General features: G+C 36.3%; 21 protein-coding genes. 19 read left to right on the forward strand and 2 right to left on the reverse strand.

Going from position 1 to position 22,510, the window contains the following annotated elements; translation table 11 throughout:
• Positions 1-731: 731 nt before the first annotated feature.
• On the reverse strand, positions 732-1,937 hold the full coding sequence (locus PV763_RS09280; RefSeq protein ID WP_420937730.1) for a replication initiation protein: 1,206 nt from the start codon (positions 1,935-1,937) through the stop codon (positions 732-734).
• A gap of 1,188 nt (positions 1,938-3,125) precedes the next feature.
• Here PV763_RS09280 and PV763_RS09285 point away from each other — a divergent pair.
• The gene (locus PV763_RS09285) at positions 3,126-3,398 is read left to right on the forward strand and encodes a hypothetical protein (protein WP_420937731.1); all 273 of its coding nucleotides are present in this window, start codon (positions 3,126-3,128) and stop codon (positions 3,396-3,398) included.
• A gap of 11 nt (positions 3,399-3,409) precedes the next feature.
• Complete coding sequence (locus PV763_RS09290; protein ID WP_420937732.1) at positions 3,410-3,730, forward strand: hypothetical protein; 321 nt, start codon at positions 3,410-3,412, stop codon at positions 3,728-3,730.
• A 29-nt stretch (positions 3,731-3,759) separates the two neighbouring features.
• Here PV763_RS09290 and PV763_RS09295 read toward each other — a convergent pair whose 3' ends face one another.
• A complete protein-coding gene (locus PV763_RS09295) occupies positions 3,760-4,014 on the reverse strand; it encodes a hypothetical protein (protein WP_420198116.1) in 255 nt (84 codons plus the stop codon).
• 534 nt (positions 4,015-4,548) lie between these two features.
• Here PV763_RS09295 and PV763_RS09300 point away from each other — a divergent pair.
• The 17 genes from PV763_RS09300 (at position 4,549) to PV763_RS09380 (ending at position 22,510) form a co-directional block, all read left to right on the forward strand.
• A complete protein-coding gene (locus tag PV763_RS09300; RefSeq protein ID WP_005248732.1) occupies positions 4,549-4,827 on the forward strand; it encodes a hypothetical protein in 279 nt (92 codons plus the stop codon).
• Positions 4,828-5,110: 283 nt separating this feature from the next.
• On the forward strand, positions 5,111-7,363 hold the full coding sequence (gene topA, locus PV763_RS09305) for a type I DNA topoisomerase (RefSeq protein ID WP_420937733.1): 2,253 nt from the start codon (positions 5,111-5,113) through the stop codon (positions 7,361-7,363).
• Positions 7,363-8,040 carry a lytic transglycosylase domain-containing protein gene (locus tag PV763_RS09310; RefSeq protein WP_420937734.1) on the forward strand — a complete coding sequence of 226 codons (678 nt, stop codon included), beginning with the start codon at positions 7,363-7,365 and terminating at the stop codon, positions 8,038-8,040. The genes topA and PV763_RS09310 overlap by 1 nt, the downstream gene beginning before the upstream one ends.
• 134 nt (positions 8,041-8,174) lie before the next feature.
• Positions 8,175-8,480, forward strand: coding sequence for a TrbC/VirB2 family protein (locus PV763_RS09315; protein ID WP_420937735.1), 306 nt, complete (start codon positions 8,175-8,177; stop codon positions 8,478-8,480).
• On the forward strand, positions 8,480-8,806 hold the full coding sequence (locus PV763_RS09320) for a type IV secretion system protein VirB3 (protein ID WP_005407440.1): 327 nt from the start codon (positions 8,480-8,482) through the stop codon (positions 8,804-8,806). The genes PV763_RS09315 and PV763_RS09320 overlap by 1 nt, the downstream gene beginning before the upstream one ends.
• 7 nt (positions 8,807-8,813) lie before the next feature.
• Positions 8,814-11,276 carry a VirB4 family type IV secretion/conjugal transfer ATPase gene (locus PV763_RS09325; RefSeq protein ID WP_420937736.1) on the forward strand — a complete coding sequence of 821 codons (2,463 nt, stop codon included), beginning with the start codon at positions 8,814-8,816 and terminating at the stop codon, positions 11,274-11,276.
• A gap of 2 nt (positions 11,277-11,278) precedes the next feature.
• A complete protein-coding gene (locus PV763_RS09330; protein ID WP_015060281.1) occupies positions 11,279-11,578 on the forward strand; it encodes a hypothetical protein in 300 nt (99 codons plus the stop codon).
• 23 nt (positions 11,579-11,601) lie between these two features.
• Positions 11,602-12,627, forward strand: coding sequence for a type IV secretion system protein (locus PV763_RS09335; RefSeq protein ID WP_050049545.1), 1,026 nt, complete (start codon positions 11,602-11,604; stop codon positions 12,625-12,627).
• An 11-nt stretch (positions 12,628-12,638) separates the two neighbouring features.
• A complete protein-coding gene (gene virB5, locus PV763_RS09340) occupies positions 12,639-13,340 on the forward strand; it encodes a P-type DNA transfer protein VirB5 (RefSeq protein ID WP_420937737.1) in 702 nt (233 codons plus the stop codon).
• A 153-nt stretch (positions 13,341-13,493) separates the two neighbouring features.
• Positions 13,494-14,309: a virB8 family protein gene (locus tag PV763_RS09345; protein WP_420937738.1), complete on the forward strand. Its 816-nt coding sequence runs from the start codon at positions 13,494-13,496 to the stop codon at positions 14,307-14,309.
• A gap of 11 nt (positions 14,310-14,320) precedes the next feature.
• Entirely contained in the window at positions 14,321-15,211 is an 891-nt protein-coding gene (locus PV763_RS09350) for a TrbG/VirB9 family P-type conjugative transfer protein (protein ID WP_050049542.1), read from the forward strand.
• Positions 15,211-16,632 carry a type IV secretion system protein VirB10 gene (gene virB10 / locus PV763_RS09355; RefSeq protein ID WP_420937739.1) on the forward strand — a complete coding sequence of 474 codons (1,422 nt, stop codon included), beginning with the start codon at positions 15,211-15,213 and terminating at the stop codon, positions 16,630-16,632. Before PV763_RS09350 ends, virB10 begins: the two co-directional genes overlap by 1 nt.
• Positions 16,613-17,725: a P-type DNA transfer ATPase VirB11 gene (gene virB11, locus PV763_RS09360; RefSeq protein ID WP_420199465.1), complete on the forward strand. Its 1,113-nt coding sequence runs from the start codon at positions 16,613-16,615 to the stop codon at positions 17,723-17,725. Before virB10 ends, virB11 begins: the two co-directional genes overlap by 20 nt.
• On the forward strand, positions 17,722-20,106 hold the full coding sequence (locus PV763_RS09365) for a type IV secretory system conjugative DNA transfer family protein (RefSeq protein ID WP_420937740.1): 2,385 nt from the start codon (positions 17,722-17,724) through the stop codon (positions 20,104-20,106). The genes virB11 and PV763_RS09365 overlap by 4 nt, the downstream gene beginning before the upstream one ends.
• A gap of 10 nt (positions 20,107-20,116) precedes the next feature.
• Positions 20,117-20,398, forward strand: a complete 282-nt coding sequence (locus tag PV763_RS09370; protein WP_420937741.1) for a hypothetical protein — start codon at positions 20,117-20,119, stop codon at positions 20,396-20,398.
• A 10-nt stretch (positions 20,399-20,408) separates the two neighbouring features.
• Entirely contained in the window at positions 20,409-21,698 is a 1,290-nt protein-coding gene (locus PV763_RS09375) for an LPD7 domain-containing protein (RefSeq protein WP_420937742.1), read from the forward strand.
• A gap of 425 nt (positions 21,699-22,123) precedes the next feature.
• Positions 22,124-22,510, forward strand: coding sequence for a hypothetical protein (locus PV763_RS09380; RefSeq protein WP_420198173.1), 387 nt, complete (start codon positions 22,124-22,126; stop codon positions 22,508-22,510).

The raw sequence follows: 22,510 nt of genomic DNA on the forward strand, positions 1-22,510 counted from the left end.
CTTAGGCTGCTGATAGCCTTTTTTCCACCTTATGTTTAACTACCCCACATCAAACTCACAAACACGCTAGAATGAGCTTAAACACACAAGATGAACAATCGTTTTTCCCTTAGTCATGACTAAGAAATAAAACAATGTTTAGTTAAGATCCCTAGAAGGTAGATCAGAGCAAAGTGTCTACTTTGCGAACTGGCGTAATCAGTTAAATTTTCCCTTCCCTGATTACCGTTGCAAGGGGCAAGTGAAGCCGACAAAATCTGTGATTTTGTCGAGCTGACCGCAGCACCGCAACTGCTCCCATTTGTTCCAGTAGCGGTATATACAAAGCTATCCCGCAGGGTAGCGACCAGATAGCATAAAGATTTTAAAAATAGAGGTTAATAAGAAATAAACTTAATACTTAAACAACAGTTAAATTAAATTTTATTGGCAAAATATAACATTGGTCACAGCAGGGTGGCCAGCTCCTGGATAACATTAAGGTATTGCTTTTATTAAATAGACACTTTTTTAAAATTGGCAAAATATTCCACTTAGGCTAAACGTACATATTTAGTCATGACTAAGGTATCAACTGGCTAATTATTAAATTTTACTATTTGGATGCGAACAGAAAAGATACTTTTTATATAGATTAATAATAATTTTTGAAGGTTTTAAATTGAACCACCATATTGTCTTAAATTAGCGAAGTCTGTTTAAGACAATATGGTGGGTATGCTTTTTAGATATTAATCCTGATCGTCCGTGTCCTGATCGTCTTTCTTATCATTATTGCTATTAGTGATAATACCTCGTTTTGCCTGTAACCAGAAGTAATAATCCATATCTATCGGCTTATGAGCATTAAGCTTATCTAACTTTTCAGTTAATAGAGTTCTCATGATTACCTTAGAAGTATCCTCGTCTAAATTACCTAAGAAATATCCGTAATCCAGTAAAAATTCTTTGCAATTTACTAAGGTGCTGATTTGTTTTGGAGATACCTTTACTGGTGGCTTGAAATGCTTAATTCGATCAGGTGATTTAAAGTGTGAACCATCATCACTAAACGGAATTGCAGCAGCCAGATAGCCCTTTTTCATTTTATCTATAAATTTGATGTGTCCTTGCTCTTTATATTCAGTTTTCAAGTTAAAAATGAACTTAATAGCAACTACTTCCTTTCCATTTTTTACGTTCTCAAAACTGACATTAATATTGCTAAGTTCGTTAATTTCCTCCTGAGCCACATTCAAAACACGGCTTTTAAAATTGGCCAATTCTTTATATTTATCCTCACATTCAAGCATCCATCTTAATTCTTCCAGATCAATAGTGACCTCTGATGTACGCCACATATAGCTCATTAAGATCCGATACAAACGAAGGGAATAGCTCGAATTAAATAAGATAATATGCTTCAGTTCATGGCTACTAAATGACTTAGTTTTTTCATCTACTTTCTTAACTAGATCATAGAAATACTCAAAAAATTCTTTTGCGAATCTAACCTTAATACATTTAGTTGCTTTGTCATAATGGCAATAAGTCATCATTGGAACTTTAGCAGGTTCGTCAGATTCCCCATCTTTAACCAACATAGTTGGGTTATCAAATTTTGTATAAATACGTTTTAAAGCAGTTTCAGCATTTCTCTGAATTTCACGTTTATCTGTTGCTGTAAGCACTTCCTTTCTGGCCATTGGGGAAGTCAATTCTCCAAAGTTTTCGCTGCTCACATAAATGAAGTCGTCATGAGTAATTGAGGTCTTATTTTTAAGCTCATTCTTTCTCACGATGATCATTGCACAGTACATAAGCTTCTCAAGATTGAGATCAATGCTATATCTGGCAGTAGGAAAATCATTGCGGGTCACAACTAAATCGGTCAATTTTGCCCTTGTATTAGATTGTGTATAGTTCTCTAAGCCTTGTGAGCCAATAATTTTCTGCATTTTTTTTGTAAATCCGTTATTCCTTTCGAAATCATTATAACTATACAAGTATATTTATCAAGTATAGTTATTAAATAAGTTTATAAATTATTGTTTTTAAAAAATATATTTATTAAGAATCAGTAAAATTACTTTATACCCCTGTAGTAGTATAAGAAAAATAAATGTTTTTCCTTTTTAAGTATTTTGTTTTATTTCAATTAGTTACGTTGCGACAAAACGTATGGCTATTTTTAACACAAAAACCAGATAAAAAATATTCAATTTTGAATATTTATAACTATTATATAAATATCAATTACTTATGTTGCGACAAAACGTATAGTTATGATTTTAAGCCTATACAAATATCTTTTTTAGCACCAAAAAATAAAAATCGCTCATAAATATAATTATTTATATAAAACAATAACTTAATTGATTAACAAGAATCTAGTTAATTCCTGAAAAATATATATAATCGTATCCAGTACGCATATTCGAAGGTTTGCGACAAAACGTATAGTTATGCGGGGAAGTTGCGACAAAACGTATAGTTTTGAGAGTGCAGCATAGTTTAAGGCTAAAAAATACGCAAAAATATAATTAATTAGAGTTAAACACCTAATTAATTACTGATTTTTAAGAAAAATTTAGCCACCTTTCCTTTGTTGTTGATAAGTCTGCGGATTATTTGCGACAAAACGTATAGGTATGTGACAAAACGTATAGTTATAGCGACAAAACGTATAGTTATAGCGACAAAACGTATAGTTATAGCGACAAAACGTATAGTTGTAGCGACAAAACGTATAGTTATAGGCTTGTAAACTTATGTTTTACAAAAATAAATTAAGGCTCTTAAACTGTTCTAAACACTCCTAAACTCTATCTAAACTCTTTTTAAACCCGATTCTAGTTTTTTTTAAAAAGTTTTTAGAAATGTTTAGAAGATTATTAAAGTGATATTTACATGACAAAAAGGGAAGGGATCTAAAAAAAATATGAGCTTTGATATATACAAACTTTTTACAAAAGTTTTAAATGTTTCATTAAAGTTTTAAACTTTTTGATATATATTAAAAGCGTTTAAAAAAATTGATGTTTTTGTGTCTTTTACACACAGTTACACTTCAGTTACATTTTTAAATTAATTATATTTTGTAAGAGTCCGCACTTCACTTTTAAAAAACTAGGAATCTTGCAGAAATGGCTTTAACGATGAATGACTTGAAAACAGTCGATGACTTCAACGCAAATAACTATGGTGTTGAAATTGGTATGAACGAACAGTTCCAATATTTTGTGACTGTTAAAGTAAATGATGTTGATCACGTCATTCATACCGCATCAGGAAAAATTCGATTCACACGGAATTTACCCTTCTTGATTCAAGAGATCTGTTCAATGTGCAGCAATGCCAAAACAATATCTCTAAACTTTGAAGGCAAGTTATTCGTACTGGAAAACTCATCTAAATAGAGTGACTACTTGTGTATAAAAAATTTATTTTAGGTTTAACTTTAGCTAGTACATCTGCCTTAGTTGCAGCTAAAGATGAAAATTATGGCTGTCGTGCTTTTATGTGCTTTGCTGGCGGTCTTAATGTTTCTGAATGTCAGTCTACAATTAGTGATGTAAAAAAAGATCTGGCTAAAGGTAAAGGCTTTCCTCACTGTTCTTTTGTCAGCAGTAATCAAGACGGATCTGTTGGAGGTGGAGAAGGACAACCTAAAATTTCATCTTATACACATAATAGAAGAGTTTATCTTTATGTAGATGACAAGTTAGTCACTACAGTTAAAAAGTCCTAAGTTTTTGCAAGAAAAAAAGCCTGATTAAATCAGGCTTTTTTTTCTTGTAATTGTTTATAGAAAACTCTTAAAACTTCTTTGACTGCTACACTTTTTCCTTGCTTTTCCCCGCCATAAATATCTTTTAAGTATTCTAAGGCTTCCAGTGCTTCAACATCTTCAGGAACATCCATATTGAAATAAACTGAAAGTGGAGTTTTGGTAGTAGGCTTTTTTCTATATCTTTTTCTGCGATCTAATATCTTTCCTTGTGTTTCTATTTCTGTTCCTAGTTCTTCAGTCATAACTTATCCAATTTAATAAATGTCCACAGGTGGATATTAAGTCCTTTTTAAATAATTTACTACTTATATCGGGTCGCCATTTATGAGAAGTAGCATTGCAATAGTATGTTTTAACGTGGGGTTATAACCCTTTTAATAACCTCATATTATGTACTATTTAAAACCCGCTACTAGATCAAATAGGAGCAGTTTATTTTCTGCGGTCGCCATTTAAAAAGCACAGCTTTTTAAAGCTCACTTGAAAATCAACGGTAATCAGGGAAGGGAAAATTTAACTGATTGCGTCAGTTCGCAAAGTAGACACTTTGCTCTGATATATGTGCTATGGATCTGGATTAGATAGGTAATATAGATGCCTGGATAAACGCTGCAGCTTGCAGCTTTTATCCAAGCATCGAAGTTTTTAGTCATGACTAAAGTAGAATTCAGCTAAAATATTTAAAATTTCTTTAAATTTTTTAAAAAAACTTTACCAAGATTACCTAAATTGATGATAATGCACCATTGTTATGGGTGCTTTAAAAGGTTTTATGGATGACTGATTTTATAAATATTGATCCTGATTTTTCTATTTCAGAGGTGGTGCTAGAGGAATCTAATAAACAAGGATTTATTAAAGAGTTAATTATTAATGAATTTGAGGGTGGATTTTTTATCACAGCAAAACTGGCATGGTCAGGCCAAAAGGTTTGGACTTTAACAACAAGACGAGAAAAAGATAAAGCTAGGATCTTTAAGGATCTGACTAGGCTTAATGATTTCTTGAAAGAAAAAATTTATACAGAAGAAGTAAAAATAATAAGAATCAAGTAAAAAAATACAAAAGCCATTTCCAATATGGTATATTTTGGATTATATACTTTAAAGCTCTAAGATGGGATTTAAGAAAATGGCTATAAGTTTAAATAAATATGGAAATTTTTTAAAATTTTTTCTAGTTATTTCATGTGTTTATCTTGTGTGCTTCATGCCACAAGATGCACTACTTTTAGAAATCCTTGTAGATTTCACTAAATTTCAGGTAGTTGCTTTCTTATATTCATCTTTTCTTTGTGGGCTTTCGAGTTTCCTAAATTTCACAATTTGGAAATAACCCATGAATCTTGTAATCGTTGAATCTCCTAACAAATGTTCAAAAATTGGAAGTTATTTAGGATCTGATTTTAAAGTTGTGGCCAGTGTTGGCCATGTTCGGGATCTACCAAGAAAAGGCTTAGGTATTGATATAGCCAATGATTTTGCAATGGAATATTCATTTCTTCCTGATGCCAAAGTTAATGACAGAACTTTTGACGGTGGCGAAAAACGTATTGAAAAAATAAAAGCCTTTTTGAATAAAGCAGACAAGATTTATTTAGCTACCGATCCAGACAGGGAAGGTGAAGCTATTTCATGGCATTTAAAAGAATGTTTAGGTCTGGAAGATGGTCAATTTGAACGAATAGAATTTAATGAAATTTCAGAAAAAGCTATTAAAGAAGCCATTAATAATGGGCGTGGTTTAGATTATCAGCTTGTATATGCTCAAGAAGCACGTAGGGCTTTAGATCGTCTGGTGGGCTATCTAGTTTCCCCTATTGCATCTAATCTTATGGGGCAGCCTTCATCTGCGGGGCGGGTACAATCTCCTGCTGTTTTAATCGTTGTCCTTAGAGAAATCGAAATCCAGAAATTCAAAGTTACTAACCACTTTGGCGTTAATTTGAGTTTTGATAAAGAGCCTAAAAAATGGATCTCGCAATGGGTTACAACGGAATTTGTAACTGAGGATCAGCCTTATGTTTTAGATCGTTCCTTAGCTGAAGAAGTTGCAAAAACTAAGAAAGTTAAAGTTTTAAACTGCACTGAAAAAACAGAGTATTCAAATGCTCCTTCTCCTTTCTCTACAGCCCTACTTTTACAAGCTGCTAGTGTAGCGTTAGGCTTTAGCCCTCAACAAACAACCAAAGCAGCACAGGCATTATTTGAACAAGGGGCAATTACTTACATTCGGACTGACGGCCTAAACATAGCTGATGAAAGTATAGAAGAAATCTTTGCTTATGCTAATGAACATCAATTTTCTTTACCTGAAAAGCCTAATAAGTTTAAGGAAAAAGATGGGGCGCAAAACGCCCATGAAGCAATCCGACCTGTTCACATAACTGATAACGATCTAGGAAAGTCACCAGAACAAAAAGCTTTATATCAATTGATTTGGGAACGTACTATTTCAAGTCAATTGGCCAAAGCTGAATATAAAGCCGTTACTTTGGAATTACTGTCTGAAGATGGAAAATATAAGTTCCATGCTAAAAGCCGTGAGCTAATAAAAAAAGGGTGGAGGGTTTTTGGTAAAGACTGCCTGAATGAAGATGAAAACGAGCCTTCAGGCGTGGTGCCGGTCTTAGAAGTTGGTTCTGTAGTTGATGTTGAAAGCGGTGAAGTTATTGCAAAACAAACTAAGCCACCAAAACGCTATACAGAAGCTTCACTAATTAAAAAATTGGAAAGCTGCGGGATTGGTCGCCCTTCTACTTATTCATCAATCATGGCCAATATTCTGAATAAGGGCTTTCTGGAGGTAGAAAAGAAAGTCTTAAAACCAACTAAATTAGGGAATGATCTAATTGGTAGTCTGTTAAAAGCTAAGTTTAGCTTTCTGGATCTGCACTATTCAAAAGAGATGGAGTTGCAGCTAGATAAAATTGCATCTGGTGAAACTTCATATAATTCGGTTGTTTCTGCCTTATACACTCAACTTGCTCAAGAGCTAAGTACAGCTTCAAAACTGACAGCTATAAACGCAATACCTTGTCCAAAGTGTAAAAGCCAGTTGAAAAAATTTAAGAATACTAAAACCAATCAATTTTTTTGGATTTGTAGCAATGAGGACTGTAAGCACTCGATGAATGACGACAAGGGTAAACCAGTCGAAAAAGTTATTCATTCATGCCCTAAATGTAAAATAGGTCGCTTAAATAAATTCCAAAATTCGCAAACTAAAGAATTTTTTTGGATCTGTAATGATCAGGAATGTAAGCACTCGATGGATGACAAGAAAGGTCAGCCAGTAGAGAAAATCAAATATCCTTGCCCTAAATGCTCAACGCCATTATTCAGATCCAAAAAAGAAGGTAAAGATCCGATCTGGTTCTGTCCTAATCGAGAAACAGATTGCAAAGTCTTTTTGCCTGAAGTTAATAAAAAGCCACTTCTTGAAGTCTATTCATGTCCTCAATGTGCCAGTGATTTAAGACGGATCAAGGGGGCAAATGGCTATTTTTGGGGGTGTACCAACTATAAAAATGGGTGCTCCGCTACTTATCCAGATCAAAAAGGTAAGCCAAAATTTGAGGTGAAAAAGTAATGATTGATTTCGTAGTTTTGGCACAACAATGTGCGCCACAAGTTGATGTAAATATTGCGTCTGCAATTGTTAAATCTGAATCCTCATTTAATCCTTTTGCGATAGGGGTTAATCGTGCCGCAGGTCTTAAAAAACAGCCGACTAGCTATGAAGAAGCTGTAACTGTGGCCAAAAGATTAATTAGCCAGGGACGAAATATTGATGTTGGTTTTGCTCAAATTAATAGTGCTAATTTCAAAAGACTAAATCTTAGTGTCGAGCAAGTTTTTGATCCCTGCACTAATCTAAGCGCAATGCAATTTATCTTTAATGACTGCCGAAATAGGGCAAAAGGCAAAGATATTTATAAAGCTATGTCTTGCTATAACACTGGCAACCATTCATCAGGATTTAGAAATGGGTATGTAGCGAAAGTATCAAGAAATTTGAATTATTTTGCTAATGGTTCACTCAATACCATGCCTGTAAAATTCAATCCTCCCTCACCTCCTATGAATAGCTCGGAACAGCTTGCATATTTTGCTACTAATGCAGATATGCCTAACTCCAGTGGATATACCGAAAATACAGAACTTCAAAGCCTTCCAGTAGTGGAGAAACGGCCTTCATTTTTCTTAACTAATGGCATATATTTTAAAGAAAAAGAAAAAATTTTAAAATCTTCTATGATCTTTTAAAATATTTTCAAAAAGTTTAAAACTTAGTGTAATATATTAAATATACAGTGCCAATAAACAATATTTGATTTTCCAAAAATATTGTTCTTGGTACTTAATGCGCTAGGTCTTAATTGCTTCACTTGGAGAAAATAATGAAAGCAAATCAAACGCAAATAACAACGACTAAAACGACTGGTATCAAAGCAAGCGTATTGATGTTGTTCATGACGTTAATCTCAAGCCCTGCTTTTGCTCAAATCTCAAAAGTTAATACGGTTATGTCAAATGTTCAGTCAGTCTTAGCGGGTGTGGCTGTAACTATATTTACCATCACTATCATGTGGGCTGGCTTTAAATTGGCTTGGCAACAAGCAAAGTGGTCAGACATTTCTAACATCGTTATCGGGGGCATTTTGGTAGGTGGTGCTGCGGGTATCGCTGCTTGGCTGATTAACTAATGTCGAATTTTTCTGATCCAATTTTCAGGGGTTGCACTCGTCCTGCCATGCTTTTTGGCGTTCCAATGTTGCCTTTTTTGTTGGTGACGGGGGTAGCAATTCTTTTAGCGGGTTGGTCTTTTTATCTACTTAGTGCCTATGTGACTTTATTTATAGCAGCTATTTATGTGCCTATTTACTTCTGGATGCGGGCAATAACAAAAGTAGATGACCAACGATTAAAGCAAGTATTGATGCGGTGGCGCATAAGAGGGAAACAGATCCAGAACCATCAAAAATGGGGGGCAATCTCATTTTCGCCACTTAAATTAAAGAAAAGGAAATAACAATATCATGCGTTCAAAACAGCAAGTTAAAGATAGCGCAAATGCTGAAGTCCCAATTTCAGACTATCTGCCGTTTGGTAATCATGTTTCCAACAATGTTATTAAGCTTAAAAATGGTGAATACATTGCTACATGGAAATTAGAAGGCATTTCGTTTGAAACAGTTGAAGCCGATATTATTAGAATCCGTAAAGAAGGATTAAATAATTTTTATCGTGCTTTAGGTGGCGGTCACTTTGCTGTTTGGACGCATAAGATTCGTAGGGGAGTTAATGAACGTCTAAATGGCGTTTATGAAAATGATTTTATTGCTGATTTTAATGAAAGATATTATCAGCAGTTTCAGGGTGAAAAGAATAAACAGATGGCTACTGAATTGTATTTAACAATTCTTTATCGTCCTGAAATTTCCAGATTAACAAAGATTTTTAAGAGTAAAGCTAGTCGTGATCCAGTAGCCCTGAAAAAGCAGATTAAGCGGGATCTGGATATTTTGGATGATGTAGCAAAACAGGTTGAAGCAAGTCTATATCACTACAATCCAGAACGTCTGGCGACCTATACCAAGAAAGGTTTTGTCTACTCCGAAATGTGTAATCTGCTTGGTTTTTTAACTAATGGAGTTTGGGAAGAAATCCCTTTAAGACAAGCTAATCTTGATCAATATATTCCAAGTAGTCGCTTGTTCTTTGGTGACAAAAACGGCTATTTACAGATCAAACATCCTGAAGCGCAAAAATATGTAGGCTTTCTGGATATTCAAGAATTTCCACGTTTATCAGAATCAGGAATGTGCAATTCCATCCTGTATGGAAACTATGAATACATTGAAACTCAAAGTTTCACGGTTTATGGCAAGCGTGATGCTGTAGATAAATTGAAAACAATTAAAGGCCAACTAAATTCTGTAGAGGACGTTTCAGATCAAGAGATTCGTGATATTGATCTGGCTATGAGTGAAGCTAATAGCGGTAATTTCCAGTTAGGCGAATATCACTATACGCTTGCGATTTTTGGTGATTCACCAAATCAAGTTGCTCTAAATGTTTCGAGTGCCAGAACTGCTTTATCAGATGAAGCAGGGTTCAAAATGGCTGTAATTGATACTGTTCCTGAATGTGCATGGTTCTCGCAATTAGCGGGTAACTTTAATATGCGTCCAAGAGAAGCATATCTCACAAGCCTAAATTTTTCTGCTTTAAGCCCTTTTCATAACTTCGCAAGAGGTAAGCGTGACGGCAATCCTTGGGGTGAAGCACTAGCTTTATTTAAAACTCCAAGTGGCCAACCATTTTACTTTAATCATCATGTCAGCCCTGATAAGCAAGATTCTACAGATGACAAGATGCCAGGTAATACGTGTGTCATTGGAACAACTGGTGTGGGGAAAACAACCCTAGTCATGGCCATGATGATGTTTGCTTGTAAGTATAAAAATCTGAAGGGTGTTTTCTTTGATAAAGATAGGGGCGCAGAAATTGGGATTAGACGGATTGGGGGGCAATACTATGCCTTAGAGCGTGGTGTACCAACTGGCTTTAATCCGTTGCAGCTACCACCGACTGAAACAAATATTCAGTTTGTAGAAAAGCTTGTAAAAATTCTGGTAGGTGGCGTTCGTAATGCTGCCGAAGATCTGGAAATCAGTCAGGCTGTTCGTACCATTATGCGTGATGATATGCCGTTAGAACTCCGCAGACTTTCAGCTTTATATATGAATTTGAAAGTAAATGGCGGGGGCGATTCGCTTCAGGATCGTTTAGCGAAGTGGTGTAACACTGCTGATCATGACGGAAATTTATCTTGGGTCTTTGATAATCCATACGATACTCAAGACTTTTCTAAAGCCAAAATGCCAATCTTTGGTTATGACTACACGGAATTTTTAGATGATCCTGAAGTCCGTACACCAATCATGGCTTATCTATTACACATCACAGATTCATTGATTGATGGTAGTCCGTTTATTTACTGGATGGATGAGTTTTGGAAGCCATTAACAGATGAATATTTCAAAGATTTTGCCAAAGATAAGCAGAAAACTATTCGTAAATTGAATGGTCTAGGTGTCTTTATGACGCAATCCCCAAGTGACGTTTTAGATTCTGACATTGGTAAAACAATGGTTGAACAAAGCGTTACTCAAATCTTTTTACCTAATCCTCGTGCTGATTACGATGACTATGTAAACGGCTTTAAGGTCACTCCGCAAGAATTTGAAATTATTAAAGAGCTAGAAGAAAACTCACGCATGTTCTTAGTTAAGCAGGGTAGTCGTTCCGCACTCTGCAAAATGGATCTAGGCGAAATGCGTGACGTTTTACAGATTATTTCAGGCTCTAAGGACAATGTAGAACTTCTCGAAAATCTCATGAATGAAGTTGGTGAAGATCCTAACGATTGGGGCGAACTTTTATTACAACGGATCGCAGAACGTAAAAAATTAATTTCAGAAAAAGGAGTTGCTTAGTCATGACTAAGTTTTTAGCACTATCAAGTTTGTTGGTTATTTCTACTTTAACAACTGCATGTTCTGATGATAAGGAACAGGTTAAGCAGTTAAAAGAAGAAGTGAAGGCTGCACAACAATTAAAACCTCAAGACTTAACTGCTGAACAGCAAGAAGAACTGAAGCAGCGCAAGGCTAGAGCATCCCAAAAGGGCAATATTCTTGATGAATATGATCCTTCTGCACCTCAAAAACCAGTAAAAGCAGAAACCAAAAAAGGATCTGGAAATATCCTTGATGGATATAACCCAGATTCAAAATAATTAAGGATTTATAGGGGATTGCAATGGCAATTATTACTACATTAGAAACAAAAATTGATTCTCTATTAGCAAGTTACGTGACAGGTGTTAGTAGTAATATCGCTTCTGCAATTGTTCCTATAGCTTTGACTGCTGCAACAATTTATATCCTGATCATTGGCTACAATATTGCGACTGGTGCACAAGAAGATTCTATTTATACCGCTTTATGGAAGTTTTTTAAGATCGCTTTTGTTGGTGGAATTGCTTTAAGTGCTGGAGTCTATCAATCCTTTGTTGTTGAAGCTATTAACGGATTGGCTATCGGTTTAATTCAGATTGTTAGTCCAGGTGGTGAAACTTCGTTAGGAGCTTTACTGGATCAAGTGAGCGTTCCGTGGGGTGAATTAATCCAAAAATTAGGTGAGGAAGCTGAATCAGCTTCTGGCGTTTTCCCTGATATTGGCTTGTATTTATCTGCTGCTGTTGTTTCTGTCGCTCAATTCCTATTGTTCTTCATTGGTACTGGCCTATATTTACTGGCAAAAATCAGTCTGCAACTTTGTTTAGGCGTTGGTCCCATATTCATTCTGTGTGCAATGTTTCCTGCTACACAAAAATATTTTGAAAGTTGGCTTTCTCAAACATTGAGCTATGTTTTCACCATAGGCTTTATCACCGCAATTATCAGTATGCTCTTTGCTTTCGTTTCAGGCATGTGTACGCAAATCGCTAATAACTTTGATGCGGGTGACATTCTTACTTCTGTAGTTTCCCTCTGTATTGTTGCGGGAACTATTGTAGTGATCATGTGGAACATTCCAACGATGGCTTCAGCTATAACAGGTGGGGCGGGTGTTCAAGGTGTCGGTCGTGCTGTAGCTCAAGCAATTACTAAAGGTCGTGGCGGTAATAATTCAAAATCTGATAGTGCTTCAGCTACTCCTACCACTGGGGGAAGTGTTCAAGGGAATTCTAGCAGCTCTAATAATTCCAATAGCTCGAATGCAGGAGGATCTAAGCCGTTATATCAACGACACACTCTCTCTAACCTCAAAAGAAACAAATAGGAATTTTTCTAATGAAAAAAAAATTGTTAGCTTTGGGTTTAGGTTCATCTTTGTTTATTAGTGGTCAAGCCAATGCTACAGGTATTCCTGTCATTGACGGTGCTAACCTTGTTCAAGCTGTTCAAAATATGGCGGCTTGGGGTGAGCAATACAATCAGATGGTGAACCAGATCCAACAGGCAAAACAGCAATACGATTCCATTACTGGTATTCGTGGTTTCGGTGATGCTGTCAATAATCCATATCTTAAAGACGTGATTCCAAGTGATGTTGCTGACATTTATAAAGGCATCCAACAAGGCGGTGTCAATGGTATGACTTCAGCAGCTAGAAACATTCGTGATGCCACAATGGTTTATGACTGTGCTTCAAGAACTGGCCAGAACTATAAAGCCTGTCAAGCTGCATTAAATAACAATGCACAAACACAGGCTTTAAATCAGCAAGCGTTAGGCGTTGCGGATCTGCGTACTGAACAGATTGATAATCTGCGTAAACAGATCAATAACACTACTGATGCTAAAGCTATCGCTGAGTTACAGGCTAGGATTCAAGCGGAACAGTCACAAGTTGCTAATGATGCAAACCGAATTGCTTTGATGCAGGCGCAGGCGCAAGCTCAAAAAGATGCAGCACAACAGCTTGAAATTGAAGGCCGATTAAAACGTGCTGCCCAAAAAGGCAACATTCTTGACGGCTACTCTGGTAACTAAACTTTTAAAAAAAAGCCCATTTCTTTTGAAATGGGTATTTTTTTTGCAATTTTTCAGAAAACATTGAACTTATAAAACCAAAATATATTATTTTGGTTTACGATTTTTATATTTTTTGGCATACTTAGAGAAATAACTCTAATAGGGTCTATCATGAACAAACTTAAAAAAGTATCTGCTGCTGAAGAAGCTAAAAGCTATGAAAAAGCTATGGATTGGGAAGCAGATCTTATTGCGATGCGGGCTAAGTCAGAACGTAAAGCTTGGACTATTGCAAAAGTCGCGGTGGGCGTGGCCGTCTTAGAAGCCATTGGATTAGTGACATTAGCTCCAATGCGCCAGACTGTACCTGTTGTTTTCACAGTAGATAAAGCTCAAGGAAATGTTGAATACGTGGGCGTTGTTGATGATCAGCAAGTAAAAGGCAAACAAGAATTAATTGATAAAAATAACATTACTCGTTATGTAACCGCCCGTGAGAGTTATTTCTATCCGTTATTACAGCCAGATTATGATTTAGTCATGACTATGAGTAGTAATCAGGTCGGTAATGACTTTGCTTCACTCTATGAAGGTGATAGTGCAAGAGATAAAAAATACGGTAAAAAATATGAATTAAAAGTTGATGTGATTTCTGTCCAGACTAATCAGGATGAAACAGGTTTTACTGCTAGTGTCCGCTTCACTAAGACTTTGCATTCAGTCGAAGCTAATCGTGATGAACAGCCACAATATTATATTGCAAGTATTCGATATGAATATGCTCCGAACAATCTAAATAAACTGGTAGAAAAAGATCTAATTAAAAACCCATTCGGCTTTAAGGTCGTGGGCTATCGTGTCGATCCTGAACTATCTCCTAACAGACCTGTAGCGCAAGCTGCGGTTGTTGAACCTAGTCATCAAGTCTATGTTCCGATTCAACAAGGCGGGGCTGCTGTTCAGCCACAAGCTCAACAAGGAATGTAAAGGATCATTACATGAAAAAATTAATTCTTGCTTTGGGTTTGGCGGTGCATGGGATCTCTTATGCAGCAATTACGCCTAAAGCTTTGCCTACCGATTCACGTATTAGAACAATCAATTATGTTCCTAATGATGTTTTTCGAATTACTGTCAAAAAAGGCACTGTAACCCGCATTGTATTAGGTGAAGGTGAAAGAATTTTAGAGCGTGGTGCTGCTACTGGATACCCTTCAGACTGTGAAAAGGATGACACCAATTGGTGTATTTTTGCTGATACTGGATCAAATTTAGTATGGGTGAAGCCAAAGGATAAGGCTACTCGGAATAACTTAGAGTTACGCACTAATAAGCGTGATTATAGTTTTGATTTTCAAGTTCTAAATAATGCCAAAGAAAAACCGATGTATCGTGTTGTCTTTAAATACCCACAAGAAGAAGAAAAACGGAAGCAGGAAGAAGCTCAACGCTATAACGCTTATGCAGCACAATTAAAAGAAGAAAGCCAACTTACTGAATTTTTGGTTTTACAGCATCGTTTAGCCAATGCTGCGCCTGTCCCTAAAAACTGGAATTATCGTCAAGCTGCAAACAGCAAAGGGAAGCATTTTGTTCCTGAAATGCTATTTGATGACGGTCGTTTTACCTATATGCGATTTAAAGGAAATACTGATATTCCAGTCGTATTTATTGAAGGTACGGAAGGGGAAGAAAAAGTTAATTTCCATATCAGTAAAGAAGATCCAAAACTTTTAATTGTTGAAGCTCTAGCTAAAAAATTTGTTTTACGTCAAGGAAAAGGCGTAGTGAGCATTTTCAATGAATCTTATGATCCTGTCGGTGTTGCTCCTCAAGATGGCACTACTGTAGAGGGTGTTAAACGTGTCATTACTGGGGATATGAACTAATGAATATTAATGATCAAAAACCATTAGATGATCAACAAGCTCCTGATGAAGAATTTAACGAATCAGAAAATGGCATTGTGTCTGTCAATGAACGTGGGGATCAGGAAGATGGAAAAGGTAAAAAAATAGCGTTTATTGCAGTTATGGCGGTACTTTTTGCTGTTATAGCGGTCTTTGCCTATAACTTCTTTTCAGATAGTAGTGATGCTGAAGAAGCAGCCCAATTAAAAGAAAATCAGATAGATCCAAGCCTAGATGCTTCAGCTAAAAGAAGGGATTTTACTAATACTGATCCTATGCCAATGGATGCGGGTCAAAATGCTCAATTTCAAAGCCTAAATGCCTGTCAGGATCAAAGTATTCCTAGACAGCTAACAGACAATAACGGCAATGCTTTAACTTATAAAGGCATGTTGGTTTTTCAATGCCAAAATGGTCAGCAGATTTTAAGACAGCCTGAAGCTGCGCCAGTAGTTGAACAGCAAGCAGCAAATCAACAACCTGTAGTAATTCAGCCACAGCCACAACAACAAGCTCAATATGTACCTTTAAATAATGGAAGCCGTTACGGTGGCGGGATCTTTGTTAATCCTTCACAACAAGGCGGGGCGGTTGGCCAGCCGTCAAGCATGAATCATCAAGCAGCTTATAACCAAGTAACAGGCATGATGAAACAGTTTGAACAGGATCAGAATAGTAATAGCCGTTCTGGTAATTTCTCTGGATCTGGTTTGATGTCTTTAGCGCATGATGATGAACCTATGCAGCAGCATCAGCCACAACAAGCTACAACTAACATGGCTAGTCATTCCTCTAATAAAGTCCAGGCTAGGTTTATTGGGGATCGAAATTACTTAATTGCTAAAGGTCGTGTAATCCGTTGCAACCTGTCAGTTAAAGTCGTTTCAGAAATTGGCGGTATGGCTTCATGTGTCCTTCCACAACCTGTTTATTCTGATAATGGTCGTGTAGTCCTTGCTGAAGCGGGATCTGAAGTCATTGGAGAATACAAAAGTATTGCAGCACAAGGTCAAAGACGTTTAGGTATCATCTGGTCACGCTTAAAAACTCCGCATGGTGTTATTGTCGATATTGATTCTCCCGCAGCAGACCATTTAGGAACAGGTGGTTTAAGTGGTCGAGTAGATAACCGTTGGGGCGCACGTATCGGTGCAGCGTTTATGCTTTCTTTAGTTCAAGACGCTATTGCTTACGGTATTTCTAAAGAAACAGGCGGGAACAATAGCACTCCTTATATGCTTCAAAACACTTCAGACATGGGTAAATCAATGGCTGAAACAGTGTTGAATGAAACAATCAATATCAAGCCAACAATTTATAAAAATCAGGGTGATGTAGCTTCAATTTACGTGGCCAAAGATATTGATTTCAGAGGTGTGTATGAACTCCGCGCAAAATAATGTTTTAAGCAAGGATGTAATGGTTAGACAGCTATTACTTCCATTAGAAAAATTCTTAAAAACTAAAGGGGTGACTGAAATTGCAATTAACGCACCTAACGAAGTTTGGACGGAATCTAATAAAGGATGGGAAAAGCATTCTATAAATCTGGAAATTGCGCAAATAACAGCTTTAGCTAATGTTATTGCTACCTATACCAATCAACGGATTGGCCAAGAAAACCCTATATTATCTGCTCAATTGCCTGATGGAGAGCGTATTCAGATTGTTCTACCGCCAGCCATTGAAAATGGAACGGTATCAATGACAATCCGTATTCCTGACGAGTCAAACCGATCATTTCAGGAATATAAAGATCAAGGCTTTTTTGACCACTTCAGATATGGGAAATCTAAAGAGTTTGAGCAGTTTAAACCTGTATTACGTACTGAAGATATTAAGCTAGTCCAGTTTTTAGAAAACAAAGATCTTGAGGGATTTTTTAAATTCGCTGTTCAATGTAAGAAAAATATTGCAGTTGTTGGTGATACTGGTTCGGGTAAAACTACTTTCATGAAGGCAATTTGTCAGTACATTCCTAAAGATGAACGTCTTGTTACTATTGAAGATGTACGTGAACTTTTTGTTCCACATGAAAACAAGGTTCACCTACTTTATTCTAAAGGTGGTCAGGGTAAAGCTAAGGTAACTCCATCTGATCTGATCGCTAGTAATATGCGTATGAAGCCAGACCGTGTATTACTTGCTGAATTACGTGGTGGAGAAGCTTTTGACTTTCTGAAACTGCTTACAACTGGTCACAGTGGATCTATTACAAGTTATCACGCTGAAAGCTGTTCACTGGCTTATGATCGCTACGTCTTTATGTGCAAAGAACATGAACAAGCAAATATCTACGATGCCACTACACTAAAGGAATTAGTTGCTTTAACCATTGATATTATTGTTCATGTTGAAGTGAAGAAAAAATACGATGATGAAAGTAATTTAATAGGTAAAGAACGCTTTATTTCTGAAATCAAATTTGATCCTGTTTCTAAAGTTAAGGCTCAATTTGGTGATGCTGAAATTATTGTAGGGGATAGGGCGTGAATAAAAAAATCCTGATCCTACTCCTTGCAATTTTTCTAGCGGTCGTTGGTTTCTTTATTACTAAATATCTGGCCGGTGTTCTTTATTACTTAGCTAATAAGACCAATCCATTTCCTGAAGTGAATCTGACAACATGGGGATATTATTGGGATTTATATGCACACAATGTACCTGCACAAAAGAAAAAGCTGCAAGGTGCCTTGATCGCTTCACTATTTATCACTTTTGTTCTCCCTGCTTTAGTCATTGCTAGTCTGTTTAATAAAAAACAGTCGTTACACGGTGATGCCAGATTTGCCACAACAAAAGAAATTCAGAAATCTGGATTGATGGGAAATAAGGGAATTTTAGTAGGGAAATATCATAATAAATATTTAATGCTTGGCGGTCAGCAATTTGTACTTCTGGCTGCTCCGACACGAAGCGGTAAAGGTGTAGCGATTGTTATTCCTAACCTTCTAAACTATTCGGATAGTGTAGTTGTACTAGATTTGAAGCTTGAAAACTTCCTATTAACTTCTAAATTTCGTGCTAAGAATGGCCAGAAAGTCTATCTATTCAGCCCATTTTCTGAAGATCTAAAATCTCACAAATGGAATCCATTTGATACCGTTAGTCATGACGAAAATTTTAGAGTAGGTGAAATTCTTGCTATTGGTCGAAGTTTCTACCCTGTGACTGGTGATGCTAAAACCGATTTCTGGAATGACAATGCTAATAACTTATTTCTTGGCCTAGCCCTATATCTATTTGAAACTGAAGATCTGCTTGTAACTATGGGCGAGGTTTTAAGACAGAGTTCAGGTAAAGGTAAGCCAATTCAGGATCATATTAGATCTATTATTGATGAAAGAGCGCAAAGTGATAAACCGCTTAGTGATACTTGCCTAGATGCTTTAAACCGTTTTTTAAGTTCACCAGACAATACGCTCGGTAACATCATTTCTACTTTTACCTCACCTTTAACGATTTTTGCGAACCCGATTGTGGACGCTGCAACTTCATCAAGTGACTTTAAACTTGAAGATGTACGCAGACAAAGAATGTCTATTTATTTTGGTGTTCAACCTAACCGCTTAGGGGATGCTAAGAACTTAATTAATCTGTTTTATTCACTCTTAATTGATGTGAATCTAAAAACACTGCCACAACAAGATTCATCTTTGAAATACCAGTGCCTAGTCGTGAATGATGAAGCAACGGCTGTCGGTAAAGTAGCGAAAATTGCAGACGCTAACTCATTTATTGCGGGTTATAACATTCGTTTATTAACAATTATTCAGTCTATTGGCCAGTTAGAGGACGTTTATAAAACTCAAACTAGGGGGCTTGTAACTAACCATGCTTTGCAGATCGTTTACCCGCCTAGAGAACAACGAGATGCTAATGAATATAGTGAAATGCTTGGCTATTTCACTTTTAAAGCAAAATCTAAAGGCCAAAGCCGTTCTATGGCATGGGGGCAAGGTGGCTCTAATTCAGAAAATGAATCAGATCAAAGACGAGCTTTAATGCTCCCTCAAGAGTTAAAAGAATTGTCGCAAGATAAAGAAATTATCTTTATGGAAAATACAAAACCTATCATGTGTGAAAAGGCTAAGTATTTTAATGACAGTGCTTTTGTGGATCGCCTAAAGTCCGTTTCTCCTAGCATGAAAGCAATTAAAGGTTTTCCAACTCACAAGCAATTAGAAAAAATTGCCTTTGAGGATCTGGAACTTTCAATTCCTATTCCTGATTTAGACGTAAAGCTGCATAAGGCAAAAATTGAAAAACGTATAACTGAAATTACTACAGTAGAACAGGCTGAACAGATAGATATTTCTAGCTTAGTTATCCCTGAATTTAAGTTAGATAAAACAGTTTTTGAAGATCCTGAAAATCCACAACCTGAAGAATGTCTACAAGTGGTCGATCAATTCTTTGGGGCTGTTGAATGGGAAGAAGATACTGAAGCGCAAAATATTGTCGATGACTTCTTTAGCCAGGTGGAAGCTAGTGCTGAAAATCCAATAGAAAACCTAGTTGCAGTAGATGAACCAGAACAAACGGAAAACCTTATTGCAGTTGATGACACTGAATTTAGTCATGACGAAATGGAAAATCTGGTTGCAGCAGATGAATCAGATCCTCTGGCCATGATTGCAGAAATGGAAAATCTGATTGCAGTAGATGAACCAGAACAAGCGGAAAATCTAGTTGCAGCCGATGAATCAGATCCTCTAGCCATGATTGCAAAAATGGAAAATCTGATTGCAGTAGATGAACCAGAACAAGCGGAAAATCTAGTTGCAGTCGATGAAGGTCAAAACGGAGCTATAGAAAATTCAGATATTGATGACGTTTATCAGGCGTTTTCAGACCAAGTTAATTCTAAATAAGGAAACTATCATGAAAAAAATCTCTCTTACATTAATCAGCCTTGCCCTATCTTTTTCAGTTGTGGGCTGTACTTCAAATAAAGCCGTGACCAGTCCTAATGGCTTTTCATCTAAAGCGGTTAATCAGCCTGACACTGTAAAAAACTATATGCAAAGCATAGCTGTATATCAGCAAAATAAAGATTTAAGCACTGAAACTGAAAGAAAAATTGAACTTCTAACAGACAAATATATTCAAACCAAAATGATTATTGACGAAGCAGCACGTCGCCAAAATATTTCTAATCAATAAGGACTTGATCATGACTGAAGCAAACAAGGTCGATAAACCTAGTTTTAATAAAGAACAAACAGGCTATACCAAACTTGGCCAGACGTTAGAAACAAATCAAGCTGAAGTCAATTCGATTGAAAAAGCTGAAAATATAGATATTTCAAAAAGTACAAAAGGTATTAATCAAGATCCTGAAGAAACTAAGGTAACTGATACCAAAAAGCTAAAAGCTGATGACAGTAAAGAATCTAGTGAAGAAGGCATACCTAAAGCATTGCTCAATAAATATTATGTGGTAGATGACAAATATCACTTTAAAAGTAATCCTGAAAAAGTAGCTTTTGAAGATTCTGGAAAAGCTTTAAAAACCACAATTGATGATAAACATATTGCTGCTTCAATGGTGGAGGTAGCAAAAGCTAAAAAATGGGAAACAATACAGGTTAAAGGCTCTGAAGAATTTAAACGGAATGTATGGCTGGAAGCTTCAATGAAGGGCATGACAGTAAAGGGTTATGAACCTCGTGATATTGATCTAGCCTTGCTCAATGATATGAAAAAAGAACAAGGTAAAGAGGTAGTTCACAATACTATTGAAAAGGGTAATGAACGCCAGAAAGAGAAGCCTTTAAATGAGAAGGATAAAGTAGATCCTGCACAGGAACGGAAGGAAAAAATTAATAACCTGTCAGAACAGGAAAAAGCTTTACTGACAGTTTTTGATAAAAAAATGAAAGCTGACGGTTTCACAGAAAAGCAGCGCACAGCCAGTATAGACGTTGCGGTTGAACAGCTTAATCAGAAAAAAATGCACGTTGGAAAATTGGTAGATCATGGTGAAGCACCTTATAAGCATGATCCTAAAAATAACAGTAGCTACTACGCCACTATTGAAAATAGTAAAGGTGAAAAAAGTACAATCTGGGCGAAGGATCTGGAACGTACTTTGAAAGAACAAAATATCATTAAGAATGATGATATTGTCCTGACCTATAAAGGGTCTAACAAAGTCGAAGTGAATACTAAAGAAATTGATCCTAAAACTGGACTGCCAACAGGCGCAAGAGTTCAAACATTGGCAAATAAAGGGAAGTGGGAAGCTCAAAGCTTGAGTAAATTGAAAGAAACAACTGAAAAAGCTTTAACCAAAAATGATAAAACTAAGCTTCAGATTCAACATAATGCCGATATTCAAAATCAGAAATTTCATCAGCCAAAATTAACGGCTTATGATGCCAATGCTCCAAAACAGCAGCCAGTACAGCAGCCACAAGTTAAAACTCAAGAGAGAAATAAAAATAAAGATATATCTCGATAATCTAGGCCACGAAAACACCCATTACGGATGTTTTTTTATATCTCGCTAATAGATCAAATGGGAGTAGTTCATTTTCTGCGGTCGCTATTTAAAAAGCACAGCTTTTTAAAGCTCACTGGAAAATTAACGGTAATCAGGGAAGGGGAAATTTAACTGATTGCGTCAGTTCGCAAAGTAGACACTTTGCTCTGATATGTCTGCTATGGATCTCCAATAGATAGGTAGAATAGATGCCTGGACAATAGCTGCAGCTTGCAGCAATTGTCCAAGCATCGGGATTAGACGTTTTAGAGATTATGGACCAGACAATAACATTGGCAGTCCATGATCTACTAAACCAATAGAAGGTTAAACTTTGGATATCGCTTGTATTGTCCACCTGTGGACTATATAATCAAATTTAATCTGATTAAGGACGGTAAATAATGACAAATGCAGATTTTAAACTGCTAGTTGAATCATTGGGGTTCTATAATGCTGAAGCAGTAAGGGATTATTTCAAAGCTATAGGCTTTAATGAATCTATTAACGTCCGACCAATCCAATATTGGTTAAATGGTAAGAGTGTAGCTCTCAATATGCCGATTCCAGACGATGTGGTTGAGCATTTTAAGCAGCTTGAACAAATGAAAATTGAATTATCTAGCCAAGAAAAATTTAAGAGAAATAGCTTTCTCTACAAAGATAAATATTTAATGTGGGAAAAATTCCCTGAATTAAATGGATTGCCTTGCACATACCTTAACCAATTAATGGTTCTGGTGAATATGCTTCATGGTTATAGAGAAATGCAGTATTGCTCAAGCTACTAA

Origin of the sequence: Acinetobacter sp. AS5 (assembly GCF_048957595.1) — a bacterium.
In the GTDB taxonomy this organism is placed as follows: Bacteria; Pseudomonadota; Gammaproteobacteria; order Pseudomonadales; family Moraxellaceae; genus Acinetobacter.

Coding starts and splice junctions, on each gene's coding strand:
- PV763_RS09295 (WP_420198116.1), bottom strand. CDS start 4,014: ATGACTGAAGAACTAGGAACAGAAATAGAAACACAAGGAAAGATATTA.
- PV763_RS09330 (WP_015060281.1), top strand. CDS start 11,279: ATGACTAAGTTTTTAGCACTATCAAGTTTGTTGGTTATTTCTACTTTA.
- virB11 (WP_420199465.1), top strand. CDS start 16,613: ATGAACTCCGCGCAAAATAATGTTTTAAGCAAGGATGTAATGGTTAGA.
- PV763_RS09310 (WP_420937734.1), top strand. CDS start 7,363: ATGATTGATTTCGTAGTTTTGGCACAACAATGTGCGCCACAAGTTGAT.
- virB10 (WP_420937739.1), top strand. CDS start 15,211: ATGAATATTAATGATCAAAAACCATTAGATGATCAACAAGCTCCTGAT.
- PV763_RS09370 (WP_420937741.1), top strand. CDS start 20,117: ATGAAAAAAATCTCTCTTACATTAATCAGCCTTGCCCTATCTTTTTCA.
- topA (WP_420937733.1), top strand. CDS start 5,111: ATGAATCTTGTAATCGTTGAATCTCCTAACAAATGTTCAAAAATTGGA.
- PV763_RS09285 (WP_420937731.1), top strand. CDS start 3,126: ATGGCTTTAACGATGAATGACTTGAAAACAGTCGATGACTTCAACGCA.
- PV763_RS09320 (WP_005407440.1), top strand. CDS start 8,480: ATGTCGAATTTTTCTGATCCAATTTTCAGGGGTTGCACTCGTCCTGCC.
- PV763_RS09280 (WP_420937730.1), bottom strand. CDS start 1,937: ATGCAGAAAATTATTGGCTCACAAGGCTTAGAGAACTATACACAATCT.
- PV763_RS09345 (WP_420937738.1), top strand. CDS start 13,494: ATGAACAAACTTAAAAAAGTATCTGCTGCTGAAGAAGCTAAAAGCTAT.
- virB5 (WP_420937737.1), top strand. CDS start 12,639: ATGAAAAAAAAATTGTTAGCTTTGGGTTTAGGTTCATCTTTGTTTATT.
- PV763_RS09380 (WP_420198173.1), top strand. CDS start 22,124: ATGACAAATGCAGATTTTAAACTGCTAGTTGAATCATTGGGGTTCTAT.
- PV763_RS09325 (WP_420937736.1), top strand. CDS start 8,814: ATGCGTTCAAAACAGCAAGTTAAAGATAGCGCAAATGCTGAAGTCCCA.
- PV763_RS09300 (WP_005248732.1), top strand. CDS start 4,549: ATGACTGATTTTATAAATATTGATCCTGATTTTTCTATTTCAGAGGTG.
- PV763_RS09315 (WP_420937735.1), top strand. CDS start 8,175: ATGAAAGCAAATCAAACGCAAATAACAACGACTAAAACGACTGGTATC.
- PV763_RS09335 (WP_050049545.1), top strand. CDS start 11,602: ATGGCAATTATTACTACATTAGAAACAAAAATTGATTCTCTATTAGCA.
- PV763_RS09375 (WP_420937742.1), top strand. CDS start 20,409: ATGACTGAAGCAAACAAGGTCGATAAACCTAGTTTTAATAAAGAACAA.
- PV763_RS09350 (WP_050049542.1), top strand. CDS start 14,321: ATGAAAAAATTAATTCTTGCTTTGGGTTTGGCGGTGCATGGGATCTCT.